This window comes from Geoanaerobacter pelophilus, assembly GCF_018476885.1.
Classification (GTDB): domain Bacteria; phylum Desulfobacterota; class Desulfuromonadia; order Geobacterales; family DSM-12255; genus Geoanaerobacter; species Geoanaerobacter pelophilus.
In genome coordinates this window covers 205261-222706 of the sequence record NZ_JAHCVJ010000004.1, presented here as the reverse complement: position 1 = coordinate 222706, position 17446 = coordinate 205261, and the positions used below count along the sequence as shown (strand labels likewise).

Annotated in this window: 16 protein-coding genes; 5 read left to right on the top strand and 11 right to left on the bottom strand. The window is 53.7% G+C overall.

Annotation, left to right across the window (positions count from 1 at the left end; translation table 11 throughout):
- Window positions 1–114 precede the first annotated feature (114 nt).
- From KI809_RS11480 to KI809_RS11460, 5 genes are read left to right on the top strand one after another with little or no spacing between them, the layout of a single operon-like run.
- Window positions 115–1080 carry a hypothetical protein gene (locus KI809_RS11480; protein WP_214171703.1) on the top strand — a complete coding sequence of 322 codons (966 nt, stop codon included), beginning with the start codon at window positions 115–117 and terminating at the stop codon, window positions 1078–1080.
- Between the two features lies 1 nt (window position 1081).
- The gene (locus KI809_RS11475) at window positions 1082–1567 is read left to right on the top strand and encodes a hypothetical protein (RefSeq protein ID WP_214171702.1); all 486 of its coding nucleotides are present in this window, start codon (window positions 1082–1084) and stop codon (window positions 1565–1567) included.
- Window positions 1564–2034 (top strand): hypothetical protein, encoded by a 471-nt coding sequence (locus tag KI809_RS11470; RefSeq protein ID WP_214171701.1) that lies wholly within the window; start codon window positions 1564–1566, stop codon window positions 2032–2034. The genes KI809_RS11475 and KI809_RS11470 overlap by 4 nt, the downstream gene beginning before the upstream one ends.
- Window positions 2031–2687, top strand: a complete 657-nt coding sequence (locus KI809_RS11465; RefSeq protein ID WP_214171700.1) for a hypothetical protein — start codon at window positions 2031–2033, stop codon at window positions 2685–2687. Before KI809_RS11470 ends, KI809_RS11465 begins: the two co-directional genes overlap by 4 nt.
- Window positions 2688–2716: 29 nt before the next feature.
- Window positions 2717–3058, top strand: coding sequence for a hypothetical protein (locus tag KI809_RS11460; RefSeq protein WP_214171699.1), 342 nt, complete (start codon window positions 2717–2719; stop codon window positions 3056–3058).
- A 5-nt stretch (window positions 3059–3063) separates the two neighbouring features.
- On the opposite strand, the gene KI809_RS11455 is transcribed toward KI809_RS11460, so the two are convergent.
- The 11 genes from KI809_RS11455 to KI809_RS11405 form a co-directional block, all read right to left on the bottom strand.
- A complete protein-coding gene (locus KI809_RS11455) occupies window positions 3064–3387 on the bottom strand; it encodes a hypothetical protein (protein WP_214171698.1) in 324 nt (107 codons plus the stop codon).
- Window positions 3388–3468: 81 nt separating this feature from the next.
- Entirely contained in the window at window positions 3469–4875 is a 1407-nt protein-coding gene (locus KI809_RS11450; protein ID WP_214171697.1) for a serine/threonine-protein kinase, read from the bottom strand.
- Window positions 4872–5429: a hypothetical protein gene (locus tag KI809_RS11445; RefSeq protein ID WP_214171696.1), complete on the bottom strand. Its 558-nt coding sequence runs from the start codon at window positions 5427–5429 to the stop codon at window positions 4872–4874. Before KI809_RS11445 ends, KI809_RS11450 begins: the two co-directional genes overlap by 4 nt.
- Entirely contained in the window at window positions 5422–7101 is a 1680-nt protein-coding gene (locus KI809_RS11440) for an ATP-binding protein (RefSeq protein ID WP_214171695.1), read from the bottom strand. Before KI809_RS11440 ends, KI809_RS11445 begins: the two co-directional genes overlap by 8 nt.
- A 24-nt stretch (window positions 7102–7125) precedes the next feature.
- Entirely contained in the window at window positions 7126–8286 is a 1161-nt protein-coding gene (locus KI809_RS11435; RefSeq protein WP_214171694.1) for a hypothetical protein, read from the bottom strand.
- Window positions 8279–9091 (bottom strand): hypothetical protein, encoded by an 813-nt coding sequence (locus KI809_RS11430; protein WP_214171693.1) that lies wholly within the window; start codon window positions 9089–9091, stop codon window positions 8279–8281. The genes KI809_RS11435 and KI809_RS11430 overlap by 8 nt, the downstream gene beginning before the upstream one ends.
- A gap of 8 nt (window positions 9092–9099) precedes the next feature.
- The gene (locus KI809_RS11425; protein ID WP_214171692.1) at window positions 9100–13350 is read right to left on the bottom strand and encodes a hypothetical protein; all 4251 of its coding nucleotides are present in this window, start codon (window positions 13348–13350) and stop codon (window positions 9100–9102) included.
- 49 nt (window positions 13351–13399) lie between these two features.
- On the bottom strand, window positions 13400–13789 hold the full coding sequence (locus KI809_RS11420; RefSeq protein WP_214171691.1) for a hypothetical protein: 390 nt from the start codon (window positions 13787–13789) through the stop codon (window positions 13400–13402).
- Window positions 13782–14780, bottom strand: coding sequence for a hypothetical protein (locus KI809_RS11415; RefSeq protein WP_214171690.1), 999 nt, complete (start codon window positions 14778–14780; stop codon window positions 13782–13784). The genes KI809_RS11420 and KI809_RS11415 overlap by 8 nt, the downstream gene beginning before the upstream one ends.
- Window positions 14777–15925, bottom strand: a complete 1149-nt coding sequence (locus KI809_RS11410) for a hypothetical protein (RefSeq protein WP_214171689.1) — start codon at window positions 15923–15925, stop codon at window positions 14777–14779. The genes KI809_RS11415 and KI809_RS11410 overlap by 4 nt, the downstream gene beginning before the upstream one ends.
- Complete coding sequence (locus KI809_RS11405; RefSeq protein ID WP_214171688.1) at window positions 15922–17445, bottom strand: restriction endonuclease subunit S domain-containing protein; 1524 nt, start codon at window positions 17443–17445, stop codon at window positions 15922–15924. Before KI809_RS11405 ends, KI809_RS11410 begins: the two co-directional genes overlap by 4 nt.
- Between the last annotated feature and the right edge of the window lies 1 nt (window position 17446).

Below are 17446 nucleotides of genomic sequence, written 5' to 3'. Positions count from 1 at the left end.
ATACAAGGGACACTACGAAAAGCAGGAAGACGGAGCTGCTACCGTCGGCATGGCGATGCCGGAAAAAGAGCATGTCATCTCACCACGCAGGCCGGCAACGGCCAAAGGTAATCAATGAAACACAGGTGGCCGACATCACTGCACTCCCAGACTGAAGCGGTTTTCCACGCGATACGCTCAATCCGTGAGACCAAGGCGGACAGCGCCATGGGAATCCGCTCCTTCGGCTCCTGGAAGGTCTACAAATACGAGACCCATCGCTTCGTGGCGTTCATGATCGGAAACGGACGGACTTCCATCCTTGATACCGCGTCCATTCACGATGACATGGCGGCGTACCTGGAGGAGCGGCTGACGTACTACGTCGAAAAGAAACGCTCCCGGCAGACCATGGAGACCATCCTGTCGGCACTGGGAAAGTTCGAATACGCCATCAATCATTATATCGAGATCCATGCTCTGGAGATTCCCAGATTAAACACGGAACAGCTGCGCATGGAATTCTACGCCAGAAGCAGAAAGCTGCTCCGGAAGTCGAGCAAGCTCTTCGACAACCGGGCCTACCCCGATCCAGTCCGGCTGATCGCCGCCATCAGCGATGGGACTTTCCAGTTGCAGGCGTCATTGCAATACGAAGGCGGCCTGCGTACTGAAGGGGTCGGCGCTCCCAGCAACCGGCGGCTGAAAAACCCGCTGACCAAGAATGGGCTGCGCGGCATCAGTGCCGATCCAGTCACCGGATCAGAGGTGGGCATAGTCGCCTCGGTGGAGAAAGGTGGGAAAGAGACCGAACACTTCGTCTCCGTCCCAACCTACCGCAGGCTGGAAGAATATCTCGACCATCAGGGAAGACTGGAGAGCGATTACTTCGCCTATGTGGAGGCAATCAATACTGCGGCACACAAGACCGGCCAGTATGTCCCGGGCCGAGGCAGCCACGGCCTCAAGCACAACTTTGCCCAGGAACGCTACCTGGAATGCATTGCCCATGGCATGAGCCACGAGCAGGCCCTGCAGCAGACCTCCCTGGAAACTTCCCATTTCCGGCTGCGGGAGACCCTGACCTACACGAGAGGATGACATGACCGAGCAACTGAACTTGATAACCGGCCTGACGGAACATGAGCGGAAGAAGCTCTTTTCCTGGGTGGCATCGCTGCCGGAGGACAAGATCATCGAGATCTTTCAGGACGGTGTGAAGAGATCGTTTCAGCTAAAAGGCGAACGCCCCAATCTCCCCGGCCGCATCTCCAAATACTGCGCCTTTATCATGGCGGCCCGCAAGGGGGGCTGGGACACTATCAAGGGAAAAGGTTACCGGGTGGCGGATCAGGAGCAGTACGAAGACTTCTCCCACTTGCGCCAGGCGGCGGCAGCATCCCTTGTAGTCAGGGGGAGGAAACCGGTACTGCGCCGGAAGATCCTGGCCTACTGGGGCGAGGTAAGGGAACTGAAGGCAGATGACATGGGCTTTCGCGTCATCGCCGGCTATCTGCAGAGCAAGCGGAAACTGAAGGTGTCGGCAACGTATCTGAGCAAGCTCTGGAAGGAGGTGGAGGCAGGATGATCGAATTCAATTTCAAAGGGATATCCGTCTCCGCCACGGTCGAGATGGAACGGTATGACTACCGGGATAACGGCGGCCATTACAAGACCCGCTTCAACAGAAACACCTTGGTCAAGGCCAACTTCTGGGGTTTTGTCATTGATAACGATCTCTATGAACTGGCCACCGTCAAATCGTCTCTGAACTACTTCATGCAGGCCTACTGGAAGCGAACCAGCAAAGCGGGCAGCAAAATCGAACTGGTAACGGTGCTCAAACGCAATAACTGCGGGAATTCACAGGCGCTCTATCTGGTTGCCAGACAGAAGGACGGCATCCATTCACTTGAAATCAGCCTGGTCGAGAAAGGCGCTCCTGCCGGCAAGATTTATCTAAACGGCCAGGAGGTGATCACGCTGGACATCGCCATCGGTAAAGCGATCAACCTGCTGACGCCGGACTACAACATAGTCGAGGGGAATATATGAAACTGTTAGCGTACCAGAAAGCAGATTTTTCTAGCCCGATCATTACCGTACATGAAGCTCTGCGCCTACGGCGCCAGTATCCGGAAGAGTGGGAAGGAAAACATTTCTACGACATTATCAAGCTGAGGCCCATGGTGCCGGTGGACCGCGGAGCGAAATCATCCAGCTTTGCCTATCTCGGCGGTTCCGGAGACGGACATGGCAAGGGTTCCAAGGGGATCGCCCACGAACTTGTCCAGGAATACGTGTGTAAGTTATGGACATGGCGGATCAGACTGTTCGGGAAAGAGTTCATGCTCAAGATTGAAGAAACTTCCGATGAGTGGGCCGTTCATGATGATCGATCCGGACTCAACTACACTGTGGATTGTAAGCTGGGTTTGTCTCCTGATTCAGATCTCTATTACGAAACAGCTGGTGTCATTGGTATCGAGGTAACCGACACGCATAAGACCGGCCCCCGCAAGAAAAAGGCTCTGGCAAGAGCCGGCCTCGTTATCCTGGAACTGCAGATGATCCCGGACTGGCATGTCGCCAATGACGTCAAAATCACTTCCGAAGAGCTGAACCTGTTACGGAAGAGGATCTTTGGCTTCCTCAACAAGGGAACGAGGCTCGGTTGTCTGTGCAAGCCGGCACATGTGCGATTTTGACCGACTGAGCCGCAATGGGAGGTTTTCCGATGATCAAATACTATGACGCCCAGCAATGGTTGAAGGAACGGCAGCCGAAACGTGCAAAATTCCTGGCAGTACTGGTTGCAATATTTGTGACCCTGCTCACCAGCGCGGTTGCCGGTCTGCTGGTCGGACTCTGTTTCCTCGGGACATTCTGGTACTGGGCCATCGGCATTGCCTGTATCTCGCTGCCGTACATCCTGATGGACCGGGTTCAGGTACGGCTCTATCACGGGTACATCAAAGGGAAACCGTTCTGGACGCTGATCAAATACGCCTACTCCAGCACAGATTACCGACCCTGTTACGTCCCATGGTGGTACTGGCGCTGGTACTACTGGTGGTAGGGGAATTATTGGTATCCCAAAAGGGTAGCTGTTTTGGATACCAATATGGCACCCAATATGGCACCCAATATGGCGCCGTTTTCGCCACCTTCCGCCAATGCCGCATTTTTGGGTACAAAAATGGTACCTTCAATGCGGCATTGCTGCTTTGGTGGCATTTTAGTATCCAAAACAGGCGCCAAAAATGCTGCAACACTTACACTGCCGGTCTTTGCTTGGGCAAGCCAGTAAGCAGACAGGATGGACCCGTTGAAAAACGTGCCTCTTTCTAGCCTTGATTTTGAACGATCGCGCTGGTGAGGATGCAAAACGCGCCATTCTTTCGGCACGTAGACAGCTCCGCAATAAAAGGCGACACTATACGAAAAGTAAAACGCCAAAATTTCAATTCTTGAAAGACAGGGATAAACCTATCCGGACACAACCCTCCTGAATGCATCAACCTGATCAAAGTCCCTGAGTTGCTCGTAAACCATCACGAGACGGCGGAGAATTGCTTGTCTTCTGGGTAACATTTTATTGAGAAGCAGTAGCATATCTCGCGATTCCTCGTATCGTGCCATAAGTCCCAATATCGAGGCTTTTCGAAGCAACAATCCAGGAAGATCCCCTTGTCGTTCCACGCAACGATCAACCATTCGCGCGGCATCATAGATACGCTCGGTACGTAAATACGATTCCAGCGCCAGATATTCAAGGTCACCGATAACAGAGGTTTCATTCACCAGCATTTCCGGAGATGCCTCTAGCGACTGTAATACATCGAAATATCTTTCGTCCCGGAAGGCAGCTCGAATCATGAGCAGAAAAGCGAAAGGGTCTCCTGATTGCTTATATTCAGTGCTGGCAACATTTTCCGCACTTCTCCATTCTTCCTTTTCCATAAGATCAAGAGTACGGCTCGACCAATCCCCCTGTGGCTGATGCGCATCAACCATGTATGGCCTGTCAGTATTGAAAGCCATTTGTACATGGTAAGCTTTATTGAATGCATTCCTCAACTCGTCTACCGAATGCCATCGATCTTCCGGTTTCATCTCCAGACATCGGAGAACAACCTTCTCCAGATTTGGACAAATGGATGAATTCAACTCTCGCGGCTTAGGAAAAGGAGCATGGCGCACAACCTGGGCCAAGGTATCATGAGGGAGATGACCAGTGAGAAGTTGGTAGAGCAGCACTCCAAGACTATAGATGTCGTGTGCGATTCCCGGAGAGCCATCACGTTGGCGAGTAGTCAAACCGGCAAACTCCGGCGGCGAGTAAAGAACCGTACCGCCATTTTCCCGACTACGAGCATAGATGTCCTGCGTGTACATGCTGCTCCCGAAGTCAGTAATTTTGGCGTGATCGCCCTGTACCAGTATGTTTTGAGGTTTAATATCGCCATGGGTGACGCCAAGTTGGTGAAGATGGGTAACCCCATCCAGTACTTGCTCATAAATGCCGAGAAGATAACGGTAGCTGGCAACAAAACGATCATCTCGGGCATCCAGTATGAATGACAGCGTGGAGCTGTTGAAATACTCCATTTCGATGGCGAAGACTTCTTTTTCAGGAAGCACCCTACCCATCCAATAGATATCAATCACGTTCCGATGTCTCGGCGCTTCAATCAGTGATCGTCCTTCTTCCAGGTCACTATTCTTACCGCCCTGTGCCTTAGGTATCTTGACCGCAACAATCGCGTTGTCCGAAAGGCGTTCTGCCTTCCACACATATCCATAAGTGCCGTCACCGAGACACCGGTCAAGACGGTAACGGTCACCAAGTTGCCGCTGCGGCAACAGTTGAAACAGTCGATCCAAGCTGCTCATGAACGCCTCCGTTCACTAAATCCCTTCAGACTAAACTTTGAACCCTCAGCTGCCCGATGTTGAACTTCGAATATCCGAAGCAGCCTTGGATCGGCGCCTGTAATTGTCTGTCCAGTGGATGTCCTGAATCCGTGCATAACGATACTCCAGAGTTCTTGAGTGACCTCATCTCCTAACGGGTAAAAGTTCTTCGTCCAATAAATGAGTGAAAGGAGCCGTGGCTGTAGATTCAATCGGTGATACGCAATCAGGAGGTTCTGGACTTTATCCCGGAGTTCGGAACCATCCTTGTAACGCTCGAATTCGAAAATTGCCATGGGTTCGCGTGTAACCTTATCCCACCAGACTCCGTCCGACCGGATCGAAGGGTCAACAGGGTACTCTGCACATGCTGCAAATCCCAGTGCCTGTCCGACAGTGACCAGATAACTCAGCCCAAGACTATGCACTGCGGTGAAAGCATCTTCTATTCCCCACTCCGTCCACATAGGGAAATGCTCTCTTGCAAGGCGTAATTGCTGGAATTCATCCCAAAGTGGTACAAACTCATCCATCAAATCTTCCCCATATATCCAGAACCCGCGGCGATTCGCCACCATGAATCAGTGCTTTCGGTCCTACCTTGACCAAGAGCGGCGCCGGAATCGAGCGCCCCGATACCAAGGCCTCTCCTGTCGAAAGACTTGGTAATTCATCAACGTCCGCCTTGCTGAACATATCGGAGACCCGCAAAATAAATCGCTGGTCATCCGGGTTCTTCAAGCGCATAGCGATGATTGTATTGCACTGTGACGTAACATCCGCGTCGAGTTTCGACGGCCTTTGGCTCACGATGGCAAAGCCAACACCGAATTTTCTCCCTTCACCGGCCACCTTCTTGATAATTCGCAGACTGATCGCCTGCTCTCCCGCCGGGGCAAAAGTATGACCCTCCTCGTAGACCAGGAAGCAGGGCCGAATCGGGTCGGTCTTACTCGATGCGGCCCGCAGGATCTCACTTGAAACAAGAGCTGTGATCACTTGCTTGGCCGTATCCGAAAGCCCCTGAAGATCTATCACCACAAGTCTTCCTTTTTTCTCCCCATAGCGGCCAATCATCCTGGCAATATCGGTCGGTTCAGGCAGGGAACTCGTATAAAATGCCTGGGCATCCAGAAGCAGGCGCCGCAGTTTCATGGAGGCCACTGCAGCGCTTCGATTGTTAAGGGCTCGTGATTCAGCTTCAGACAGATCTCCCCAATGGGTCAACTCTTCCATGCTATCCCCGAGAAGATCCCGCAGGCGGTTGATATCGCGGGGCTCCTGTTCTGTTTGCCTCCAGAAGCGTATGGCCACGTCCAGGACACGCTGTTGCGGCTCACTCAAGCCGGGAAGAATTTCGGAGATGTCGTCCATTTCAAACTTGTCGAACTGGAGTGCGAGCTCCCGATTTTCGCCGGCGTACTTGTGACGGAACGATGCCATCTGTGGGGTATAAACAACAACGCCTGCTCCTGCTTCGGTAAGAGCGGCGAGCGTCTTTTGAATTTCCGGTAACATCTTCTGGTCCCGCACATCATCTATCTGGCTCATGTCATTGAACTGGAGTCGGCCGTTGGCCAGCGCCTTTCCATATTCCCCATGGGGATCGAAAACCACCACGGTTCCATTGTTCTGAGCTACCAGCCTTTCGATAATGCGGCCTATGGTGTAGGATTTTCCAGCGCCGGTCATTGCCAAAATGGCCATATGCTCGGTCACCAGATTGTTAACATCCAGAAAAACAGGGACAATATTTTCCCCCCTGTCATATCCAACCAGGCTTCCCAAATGGAGACTGGTTTCTTCTCTGAACTCGTAAAATGCTGAAAGAAACTGGAAGTCCACTGTCTCCACATTCGTCCCAGGATCTAAGGGGCGTCGTGGCATTCGAATACGCCCCGTATCCGGATCTTTGTATCCTACCAGTTCGAGCTTGGCATATAGATTCTCACCGGTTACCTTTGCTCCAGGCATGAGTTCCAACTCTGTGGCCGCACTGCCCATCCCGGAATTGTAAAGGACGTTGCTGCGATGAATGCTGACAATTCGCCCTAACACATCAGTGGGCGACTCATCCTCCAGTTCCTGGTGCCGGATACGTACGAATTCTCCACGCCTGCCGGCGAACGAAGAATTCATCACCATCGATAACCCATACGGATCGCCTGTATTGCCAACCAGCTTTCCCAATACGCGGTGTTTCATTATGTAATCCCCCTAAGTTTCGGATTAATCCAATTCGTCCAAACCGCCCAACCACTCCTGCTCAAGCGTGCGGTTTCGCATATGGTGGCTCACCTCGCGGGCATAGCTCTCCAGAAACGGTTCAAGCGGTGTCAATTCTCGATTGGCAAGCATGATCGGTAAAGGTTCAGCGCGTTCACCCCCAATGGCGCTCATCGCCATTAGTAAGCCTGCCACCCTGTCGAGGTCAGACGCAGTCCACTGGTCAGAGGAACCGAGCATATGCGCAAAACGTGCGGCTGTTCCTTGTGCCCCTTTATAGTGAAATCCCACTACTCCCTCATTCGCCAGTTCAGCGGGTTCCATGGAAGGGGATTGCACGTTCAGAAGAAAGGCCGCCGTGCGGGTGAATGGCCCCAAGATACCCTGCAAAAACCTTCGCTCGCCGATAGTAAGGATTGCCCGTTCCATGCCGTCAGCAGATTCGAAACCAGAGGTGGAAATATTTTCTCCCGGCAGGACAAACTCTCGCCCTTCTGCGGTACGAAGATCCTGCTGCGCCAATTGCAACACCGCACCAAACCGGCCGCCTCCCACGCTTACAAGAACAGGCCCCTGTTTCGACCAAGGGAACATCCGTTCCTTGTGAGCAGTCCAAAACCTTCGCACGGCCTCTACTGCCGCTTCATATGCCTGACGATGCCCCCGGTGGCTGATCGTGTCTCGTGGAGCCACCATTGATCGCGAAAGGAGGAGTGGCGTATCCAGAATAATGAGGTCTCTGCGCTCCCCATCATTCATGGCTGCATCGGCGAGCTCGTAAGCTTGACGGATCGAAATCAGCTTAAGCCGTTCCTTCTGATCCTCGGCATCAATATCATCGATTTCGCACGCCGAATCCTGGGCACCAGTAGACACCTGATTATCTTTTACAATGAGATCGAGCCGTACCGCTCCAGCCGCATACAGGAAGCCACCCATCACCCGGTGGGGGCTAGGCGTCGCAGTCGCGATACCGGCAACCTCAGTGGTCAAAGGTGACGGACGTTGCACCTTGCGCACCAGCCCGGCAGCATTAAACAAAGGAGACACCCGCTCCAGATCACGGATTTGTTGTGACAGCCGCCCGGCGGTTCCCGGCAAGTGCAACTGAGTTATTACAGCCAGGCTCCGCGCTAAAGGTTGTGCCAATCGGTTCTCAGCCATGTTTCATTCTCCTCAGTTCCTTGGCATATGCAGCATATCGGCTTTCCTCAACCAAGCTGATTCCGGCTGGGGAAAGTGCGCCCGATTCCACGAGACCTCTCTGCTCAAGCCGGCACCACGTTTCCTGTGACCGGCCGGCAGGCATTCGAAAAAGCTGCGATTCGCTCAACGTGCTCAATGCCTCCTCCTTGCTGGAGTACGGTCCAGTGCAGAGATGCAGGAGCATTGTCCATTCCGATTCAGTAAGCTCCTGATCTTCAAGTTGTTTGGCAGCATCTTCAGCATCAACAGGTTTCCCGCATTGCGTAAAAATATCTTTGAGCCATGCGGCACAGTCTCCGGGATGATCAAGAACGGTAAGTGACCACAGCGGAAGTGCAGTCCAAACCACCATGCCCGAAGCCGGATGCTTCCGCCATCCTGCCGTTATGATTGCGCCGCCCACTCTTTCCAAAGGGACAAGAGCGCCGCGAAATTCATGCAGCCTCTCGGCTGCCAGGAGTTGAGAGAGCGGGGTTTCGCCACCGGCAATCGGGGTCAGTCGGCGAACTTCCCAAGGCACCGGCATGACAAAATTTCCAACTGAATAGGGTGGAACCATTAGAAGAAGCCGCCCCGGCTCCATGGCCCATGTAGTCCACTCAGCCGCCCTCTCCGGGCTTGTCTTAAAATCCTTACCGAACACGATCGCAACACCAGTATGTGGCGGCATATCCCCCGGTTCAGCCCCGAATGAAACTTTCAGATTCCGACACCGGGGATGTGAAGCCAGCTCCCCAACAGTAATTACAGAGACCAATCCCATTTCATACCTCATGGTAAGACATAAACTCGTTTGAGGAAGCCTTCCTGAACCAGGGCATTCATTTGCTCCGGATTGAGGTGAGGTTCCTCCCTTTCGTCCAAAGCAGCAACCACTCTCTGCCACACATCAAAGGAAACATCTGTACCGGCCAGATACCCATTCCCCTCTTCTGTCCAGATTTGGATGCGACCCAGAATGTAACCAAGACCATCGCGTAGCGACAGATGTTCAATGTCTCCAATCGACAAGGGAACTAATTCAGCCTCCCCGCGGCTCTTGCGAAGCGCATTGAGAGCGCGACGACTCACCAGGAGGGCTTGCCTTCCGATCAGATCCTGGCGATATTTGGCAATGGCGTTCTCTATTGTCCGTACCTTCCCCTCCAGTCCCTTGATCGAACGTTCAGGGGAATCGAGCAGGCGGCTGCGTGACTCGCGAATCAACGGAGCGAAGTTACCCAGGTTCATTGACATATTGTGACGATCCAGGAGATCATCGACCGATTCATCAAGACCGACTTCAAGCTCGCCACGGATCAGTTCAGGACGGCCTGCAACTTGCTCAAACGACACTTGCTGCGGCAATGCAAAATCGGTCGGAGGATCGATCAAGGCCCTTTCGACATCGTTAATCCGCCGGTCCAGGTCCTCGATAGCAATCCGGGCAGCGATATACCGCTCTTTCAGCTCCCGGAAGCCGGTCATGATTTCCCCCTGAATCTCGGCTAGAGGTTTTACCGTCGGCGCATTACGGCTAACTCCAACTTCATCGGCCAAGGCATCCAGGGCATCAAGCGCGGCAGCAACGCGTAGCTCCTTGAGAAAATGCGCCAGTGTGTCAGGCTGTGCCTGTTGGGCGCGGTGGAGCGATTTTGAGGGATCCTCTCCTGTAAGTCCTTCATCCACCATGTCCAATATTTTCATCAATGGCCGTGTAAAGAGTTGAATCGGGAAACCCGGTTCATCAGTCACCTCCGTCGCCATTTCATCACGGAGCGTGGGAATCCGGCCACGGATATGTTGGGCAATATCCCGTACGGCGTTGGCAAAGTGTTCACCGTGGCGTATCCGCTCCCACATCGGTTTCTGGTCATCGAGCAGGTTGAGGATCCGCATGTCCAGAACCGGCGGAAGTGCTTCAAACTTTTCTTTATAAAAGACCTGGTCTATCTGTTCACGAATCTGCAGCCGCAGCTTTGTGACCTGGACGAACCAATCCTGTGCTGCCAACAGGTCTGTCAGATCGGGATCATTGGCCTCAAGCACTGCCAAAGACGCTAATGCCTGTTCTGCCTGATCCAGCAGTTGCTTGGCTTTGACATATTGACTACCCGTACCATGGCGGAAGTAGGTGTCAACCACACCCGGTCCGGCAATTTCACTCAGTTTCGCCACGATCTCACAGTAGCCCCGATCAAGCCAGTTGCGGGCCGCTTCCAGGTCGCCACTCAGCTTGGCACGCGGCACCAGCCCGTAGCTGAATTGCCCTTTCCCCCCTTCCCGTGCGTCGGCCCAACCTAGGTCCACAACTGTTGCCATCCACTCCCGGAAGTTGTCATTGATCCGGTTGCCATCCCAGGTATACCCCCACAGCCACTCGGAACGGATATCTTCCAACTTTAGACGTTTGTCCTGTCTCTTGAATAACGTTGTAGCCAGTCGGAGTAGAAAACCGGGGACTTCAGGTCGTGCCTGTTCACCTTCACCCACCCAGAGGCCGGCGCTGTCTTCAGCGGTGTATCCCTTGGGAGGAGCAGCAGGACTCAGCCCTAGGGTTCCCAGTACATTGAGAAGAGCGGCGTAGTCCAGCCCCTTGACAGCCCCCACATCACCCAACGGAAGACCGTTTTTATTCAGTCTGACGATGCGCCAACCCTGCACCAGTGCTTGCCGCGCCTCTTCCTTCAGGGTGCCATTCGGCCGGATCGGCCAGGCTATCCCGCCGCGGGCGCTGGCTTCATGCCGCCAATCTCTAACCCGTTTGATAGCCGGAGCCTTGATCCGGTTCAAACGTTCCGCAAAGCGCGTGGTGAATCCCTCCCGGCGAAGACGAAAACCTTTCCATTGGGATACTGGCAGGCCGATCGATTCCAAAGCGCTTTCCTCGCCCGAATTCAGATGAAGAACAACCACATAATCACGTCCGCGCATGAATTTTGGAACCTTGGACGAAGCAAAACGCTCCGGCAGACCATAATCGGTCGTCAGCACGACGACCGGATACCGACCAGCGTCAGCTTGGTCTCTGGCCACAGCATCAAGAACCTTTTCCAAGGCCTGGTCGCTGTTGGCCCAGGCGAACACCGCAACACCTTTTGGATGCAGGCAGAGTCCCTTGAAATCCACCAGACCGTCCTTGCCGGTGCGGATGGTTATGACGTCATCACCGAAACCGGTCGATTCCTGATCATACTCCCAATTTTCATCCAGGAGACGCATGGCTCCGGTAAGAACAGAGCGCGACCGCTGTGTCTCGTTGAGTTTCAGCCCTTCAGTGACTTCGTTGTATGCCTCGTTTTCCTGGGGGTCGCGGAATATCATGCCGGTGCTGGCCTTCCGGAGACGGATATCCAGTCTGCGGAGCATCTCAACCGATGGGCCGATGTGGGTGGCCTGGTTAGCAGGGATATGTTCAGTACCGACCAGTGCCGTCCATAAGGTACGGCCAACCTCTTCCACTGCCGGATGGGGATGGATGAGGTCAAGCAGCTGCAGGAAATCGGGAAGTTCCAGGGGAAGCAGCAGTGTATAGGTTCCGGTTGGACCAGGTTCCGCCGGTTCATGGATGGCAAGGGTGGATAGATCGTCAAGCAGGCGCTCCAACTCGATGGCCTCGGGAATTCCAGGCGCTGTCCAGGACCCTGAACCCTGATGACGCTGGAAGCGATTCTGGATAAGAATCTGGGCGCATTCCTGCAATCGCCACACGATCCGTTGATACCGCAGTGCCAGCGGTTCACCGTAGGCGTTCTGCGTGGCGAACAGCCTCAGGCAGAGATCTTCCCCAAGCACGTTCATCGCTACCGGCTGTTGCCTGAAGAGCAGCTCTGCAGCAGCCTGTCGGTCCGTTCCTGACAGGTTGATCTCATCAAGAGACCGGTGATCCAGGACATACCGCTGAATGCGGCTGGAAATCTGGATGGCCCGCTCGAACAGATCGCCGATGGATGGTTCTACTCCGACAGGTATCTTTTGAAGCACCTGATCCACAACCGCCATAACCACGTTGAACCAGCCGAAGTTACCGCCGCTCATCATGTAGGCGGCTTCCACCAACCCTTTCGGGTAGGAGCGCAGAAGCCGGCCTTCACTCTCCAGGCTCTGGACAAAGGCGCTCACGTCAGAAAAGGCATTTCGGGACAGGTCAACGATTTCAAACCGTCGGTCAGTGGACTGTACTTCTTTGAGTTCGTCCCCGATAGCCGGTGAACAGAGCGCCACGAAACGGAGCCACGGGTAACGGGCCCGTGCATCTTCCTCCTTGACCGCCTTGCTCATGGCCTCGATTTCCTTACGGCCAAGGCTTTCGACTGCCTTGCGCAGCATGGTGATCGCCTTGCCGTCCATGGCACGGGCTTCTTCCGCTTCGAAACCCGCGGTAGCCCTCTCTGCTGCGGTCTCCAATTCATCGAGCACTATGATCACATACTCGATACCGTATCCCTTCAACACCTCATAAGCAGCGTTGCAGAGCCGGGTGGCCAGTGACGTGTCGGTATAGATTTCCTCTTCATCATGCTGGTCAAGTTCCATGGCAGCAGCGAGCTTGGCAGGATCGTACCCGTCGACTTGCAAACGGGCAAAAGCCTGTTTCGCAATCTGATACTGGATGGAGCTGTCGAAACTCGCTCGCGCCAGGGGGACCAGCGCTTTGTAAAGGGCAGGAGCAAACCAGTTGTCCAGATTGAGCTGCTCGTGGGCCACCTGGGAGTAGCGGATATAAAGCGCCAGGTGTTTTTCACGCTGTTTTTCAGTGTCGAACAGGCGGGCCTCCTCCAGGCTTCCCCCCGGCCGGCGTACCTTCCACCCTTTGGAAGAGCCGTTCACTTGGGCGACTATCTCGTAGCCAAGGCGTGATTTACCCACACCCCAAGGAGCTACCGCTGCAAAGACATGGGCAAATTTGTTCTCCGGATCGGCGACAAGTTCAAGAAAGCTCTTGAACTTCCGGTAGAAGTCCCCTTGTCCGACTATGGGGTGGGTAATGGGATATCCTGTCACCCCGGTGGCTTCCCATTTGTGCAGTGTGGCGTTTGTCATGATGTGACCCCGTAAACTTATTTTGTAGACCAAGCCACCGCAATAAACACTATAGCCCGACCAGTTCCTTCAGCAGCTCAACCTTATGGTATCTATCAGCAGTCAATACAGTGATAATTGCAATCCAACCAATCCAATAGATGTGAAATGGGATACCCTTAGTACGTTGTAAAAGCCAGTCAAAGAGGTAGCCGAGGTTTTTCTTTTCGACAGGTAGCATTTTCCATTTTCTTGAAAACGCGAAAATCCCGGAATTATATTGCCAGCTTTTCAAAAGCATAAATATCGCTGCGATTACAATAAAGGCAATGGCGCATTTAGTCGGATCTTTGGCTGCCAAGGCAGTGAATGCTCCACCTAACAACAAGACACCAACCACTTCATTAAGAAAAAGCTTCCACTCCCTGAAATCCTTAATCTGGTCATTTTGCTCACTCATTCGACTCACCCCTTCTTGGATAAAGTTTCTGTGACCTCAATGCTTCCCTGGATTTTATAGAAAAGTCATCATGCACGGTCCAACGTGCCAGCTTGCGCTCCCGGTCTCCAAAGAGACCTCGACCATGACGTGGCTGTCCCGGAGCCCAGGCATGGACCTCGATGCTGCCGAGTTCAATGGCGCCACCGATTACCTGATCCAGCCAGCCGGCCAGATCCAGTGGCCGCCCCTTGCCGTTCAGTCCCTGCCATAACCGCAGGGCAATCTTTTCAAGGGGCACAAATCCCGCGCTATCAGCCAGTTCTGCCGAGACACGGCGGAGTATGGCTGCCGGGGTTTCAAGGCCAAGAGATTGGGCCAGTTCATCCGGCAGTTTCGGGCGTCCTTTGTTATCCAGCCACCCCACGGCGTGCAGCAGATAGAGGGGGGCGTGCAGGGCGGAAAGGCTCTTTGGGGAAGCAGCAGTTGAGATGGATTTCGCAAGTGGAACCGCGAAATCGCCCAGCAGCAATTTTGCTTCTAGAAGCTTGGCCAGCGATTGTTCGGCCACCGCCAAGTCTTCCCCCACCCGAATCTGACGACGCGCTGAAAGGACACCGGCGCCACGGGGAAACCACCATGAACCAGCATGAAGCCTGAGCAGGGCCAGTCGCACCCATGCCGAGCGCCGGATTAGGAGTGATGCCAGGGCCAAGGGGAAATTCGAGGGGCTTTGGTCGAGAAGTTCCTTACCCGCGTCATCCAGCAGCCACCCTTCTGGAGTATGACGAAGCAAGCCGGTGCCAAGCAGGACAGTCGGCTCAGGCGCACAACGGAGGCCATACATACCAGATACTGAGCGTCGTGATAGGACATTGCCCAGCAGCCGTTCCCAGCAAGGCCTTGGGTCGGGCAACGGCTCAAGCGCGGCGAGTAATTGCAATGCCCGTTGCCAAGCCCCCGGATCGCGGGGTTCCGGCCAAAATGAAGGTGGAGCGAGAATAACGTTCATGTCGTACGCTCTCCGCTCTGCCCTTCGGTAAGTGACCGAGCCCCGTTGATACAGACGCTCCGCAAGGTCTCGGTCAGCTTTTCGCCTGCCCGGTAAATATACCGATGGCCTTCTCCCCGATAGCAGTCATTGGAAAACCCTTCACCGATGACATAGTTGGGCCGCGCCACGGGCAAGTAGGTCCAGACCTCTTCCTTCAGCAGGCGCTTGACCACCGAAGCCAATTGCAGGTCCAATTGCCGGGCATCGAGCACCGGAACCAGGGACATCCCCAAGGCGTCCAGCGTGCGCAGGCAGAATTCACCTAACGTCCCGCACAGGACTTCCCGGCCATCCGCCAGAGTCACCACTACCGAGACCTGTGGTGGTTCAGCGAAGCGTTCCAGGTATTCGAGCGGTACTTCGAGAGATATTCCCCCTTGCCGTTCGGCGGCCCAGGCTTCGGCCATGAATACGAGGTGAGCCAGCAGGGTTGCCCAAGGGGTGCCGAGTACCCATGCCATGCGATTAGTCGCCGACAGATCAAGCCCGCCGCACAGGACATGCGGGCTCGTTTCGCAGGCATCCCCTCCCGGAGCCTGGAGCAGGCGGTGCGAAACCCAGTTTGGACGAGGGTCCGTGTCATGCACTCTGTCGAGTTTCGACACGGGTGTTCTTTGTCCCCCCTCGACAAGAGGTGCGGTAACCCCGAGGACCCGCAGGAGTCCCGGTGCGGCGGCGGACTGATCGGCCGGGGCTCCGAATACAGCCACTTCCAGGGCACTGTAGCCGGTTGGCTCCAGCCGGGCGTCATGAAGTCGCCCACATAATGTTGTTGCTGCCGGACCAAGCGCGTCAATGGCGCGACAAAGTTCAGTTTCCTCTTTTCGGCGGCCAAGCTCGGCCAGGCGGGCAGCCTGGATGTTAAGCCAAGGATTACGAAAGCGAGGTTGTGTAGCAAGCAGAATTCCCGCCATTTCCTCGCGACGGGGGAGGCCATCGGCCAAGCGAAAGAGCGCAGGAGTCGCCACTGCCATGCTCATGTCCGGTCGCCACCAGAGACCGCACTCCAAGGGGGCGTCAAGTCCCCAGACTGCCGGAATGCGAGCGTATCCCTGGAAGAAGAGGTCAAGAAGTGTTGCAACAGAAGGCATGGCGGCGTTCATGCGACCTCCGTTTCCTTCTCTGCCAGTAGTTCGAAGAGCGCATCCAGGTCCGGGAACAATGGTGGCTCACCGGGGACGTCAATTCCCTTGGGGGTCAGGCGAGACAACAGCTCACGATCTTTTGTAGGATCTTTGAGCGCTGCGATAAGATCAGCTTCAGTGATTTTCAGATCGATCAGAGCTTCAACGAGAAATCGAGCGGCAGTTGTTAAAAGCAGACCAGCATCGAAAGAATGTCCAGCAACAACCATTTCTTCATCTGACTTAAACCATCTATGCATTTCCTCTTTGGAATCAAAAACCGGCATCGGAATTTCCACATCACTTATGTCCGCAGGATAGGCATGAGCTGTGATTCCACGGACTGTTGCCTGAAGCGACAAGAAACCAATTTTTGTTTTCAAAAAAGTCCTTACATAAGAACTCGGCACCTTTGAATGGTCTGGACGTATTACAATAACTTCTGTTGAGGGTATAATAGTTCCTTCAACAACTGCATATGTTATGTCTTTTCCAATATAAGAAGCATTATGTGCAGCTGCACAAATCAGAAGATCATGGTTTTGAATTTTCTTCTGTAAGCTCTTTGATGAAACAACGTTCCTGTACGGTGGGCGGAGAAATGATGTATCCAAATTTGCTACTGTTGTCTGGTAAACACTATGGTACTCTGATTCGGATAAGGTGCTCCCAGTAAAAATATCTGTGCAACAATATCCCAACGTTCTTCTTTGGCATTTGACTATCCCGTCAAAAAAATCTTTAACCTCCGCAGGATAATGTTCAGCATCTAACCTCTCTACAAGCCTTAAAGATGACACACGATTATTTTTCTTTTTTTTCTTAAAATCAAAGCTCGGGATGAGTGCTAAGTGAAAGAGCTCAATATTCGCTACTGTTTTTCTTGCAACGGCTCCTAACTTTTCTGCCTTCCGAACCTTGTTGCCAATATATTCCTGAGCATCAGAATGCAACTTTGGCAACAGTACAGTCCTTGCATCATTTACTCCGAGATATTGGATAATTGCACCCAGGGCTCTGCGCTCTTGTTGGCGCCTACCGTATTCGCTAAAGAGCGCTGCAGCGACATAGTGAATATCAACGCTCCCGTTTGGGTGAAGGCCTATGATATGCTGCGTGACGTTGGCTCTTTCCATGGTCTCCGGAATGATGCAGATCTTTTCTCCAACACTTGCCTTTACAATCAACAGATCTCCTGGCAATACCTCTGAGGCCGACAGTTCCTGATGAAGTGACAAGGGGATTTGCGCCATGTTGTTCCCATCCACCTCCATTGAGCCGACATTCCCAACCCGAAATAACGGAATCCCTTTCTCAACAAAAACGCTGTTCGGCAGTTCTGATCCGAACGGACCAGCAAACAGCTTTCCAACCGATCCGAGTGTAATGACGCCGATTCCCTCCAACCTCTCCTCATCAGCCAAATGCTGCGGAGCGTAGTAGTCCGGATCAATCCGTTTCGTGAGTAATCTTTTTGCAGGAGCGCGAGATACATGCATG

Excerpts from the sequence above, each read along its gene's own strand:
- KI809_RS11480 (WP_214171703.1), top strand. The coding sequence starts at position 115 with ATGAAACACAGGTGGCCGACATCACTGCACTCCCAGACTGAAGCGGTT.
- KI809_RS11475 (WP_214171702.1), top strand. The coding sequence starts at position 1,082 with ATGACCGAGCAACTGAACTTGATAACCGGCCTGACGGAACATGAGCGG.
- KI809_RS11470 (WP_214171701.1), top strand. The coding sequence starts at position 1,564 with ATGATCGAATTCAATTTCAAAGGGATATCCGTCTCCGCCACGGTCGAG.
- KI809_RS11465 (WP_214171700.1), top strand. The coding sequence starts at position 2,031 with ATGAAACTGTTAGCGTACCAGAAAGCAGATTTTTCTAGCCCGATCATT.
- KI809_RS11460 (WP_214171699.1), top strand. The coding sequence starts at position 2,717 with ATGATCAAATACTATGACGCCCAGCAATGGTTGAAGGAACGGCAGCCG.
- KI809_RS11450 (WP_214171697.1), bottom strand. The coding sequence starts at position 4,875 with ATGAGCAGCTTGGATCGACTGTTTCAACTGTTGCCGCAGCGGCAACTT.
- KI809_RS11445 (WP_214171696.1), bottom strand. The coding sequence starts at position 5,429 with ATGGATGAGTTTGTACCACTTTGGGATGAATTCCAGCAATTACGCCTT.
- KI809_RS11440 (WP_214171695.1), bottom strand. The coding sequence starts at position 7,101 with ATGAAACACCGCGTATTGGGAAAGCTGGTTGGCAATACAGGCGATCCG.
- KI809_RS11435 (WP_214171694.1), bottom strand. The coding sequence starts at position 8,286 with ATGGCTGAGAACCGATTGGCACAACCTTTAGCGCGGAGCCTGGCTGTA.
- KI809_RS11430 (WP_214171693.1), bottom strand. The coding sequence starts at position 9,091 with ATGGGATTGGTCTCTGTAATTACTGTTGGGGAGCTGGCTTCACATCCC.
- KI809_RS11425 (WP_214171692.1), bottom strand. The coding sequence starts at position 13,350 with ATGACAAACGCCACACTGCACAAATGGGAAGCCACCGGGGTGACAGGA.
- KI809_RS11420 (WP_214171691.1), bottom strand. The coding sequence starts at position 13,789 with ATGAGTGAGCAAAATGACCAGATTAAGGATTTCAGGGAGTGGAAGCTT.
- KI809_RS11415 (WP_214171690.1), bottom strand. The coding sequence starts at position 14,780 with ATGAACGTTATTCTCGCTCCACCTTCATTTTGGCCGGAACCCCGCGAT.
- KI809_RS11410 (WP_214171689.1), bottom strand. The coding sequence starts at position 15,925 with ATGAACGCCGCCATGCCTTCTGTTGCAACACTTCTTGACCTCTTCTTC.
- KI809_RS11405 (WP_214171688.1), bottom strand. The coding sequence starts at position 17,445 with ATGCATGTATCTCGCGCTCCTGCAAAAAGATTACTCACGAAACGGATT.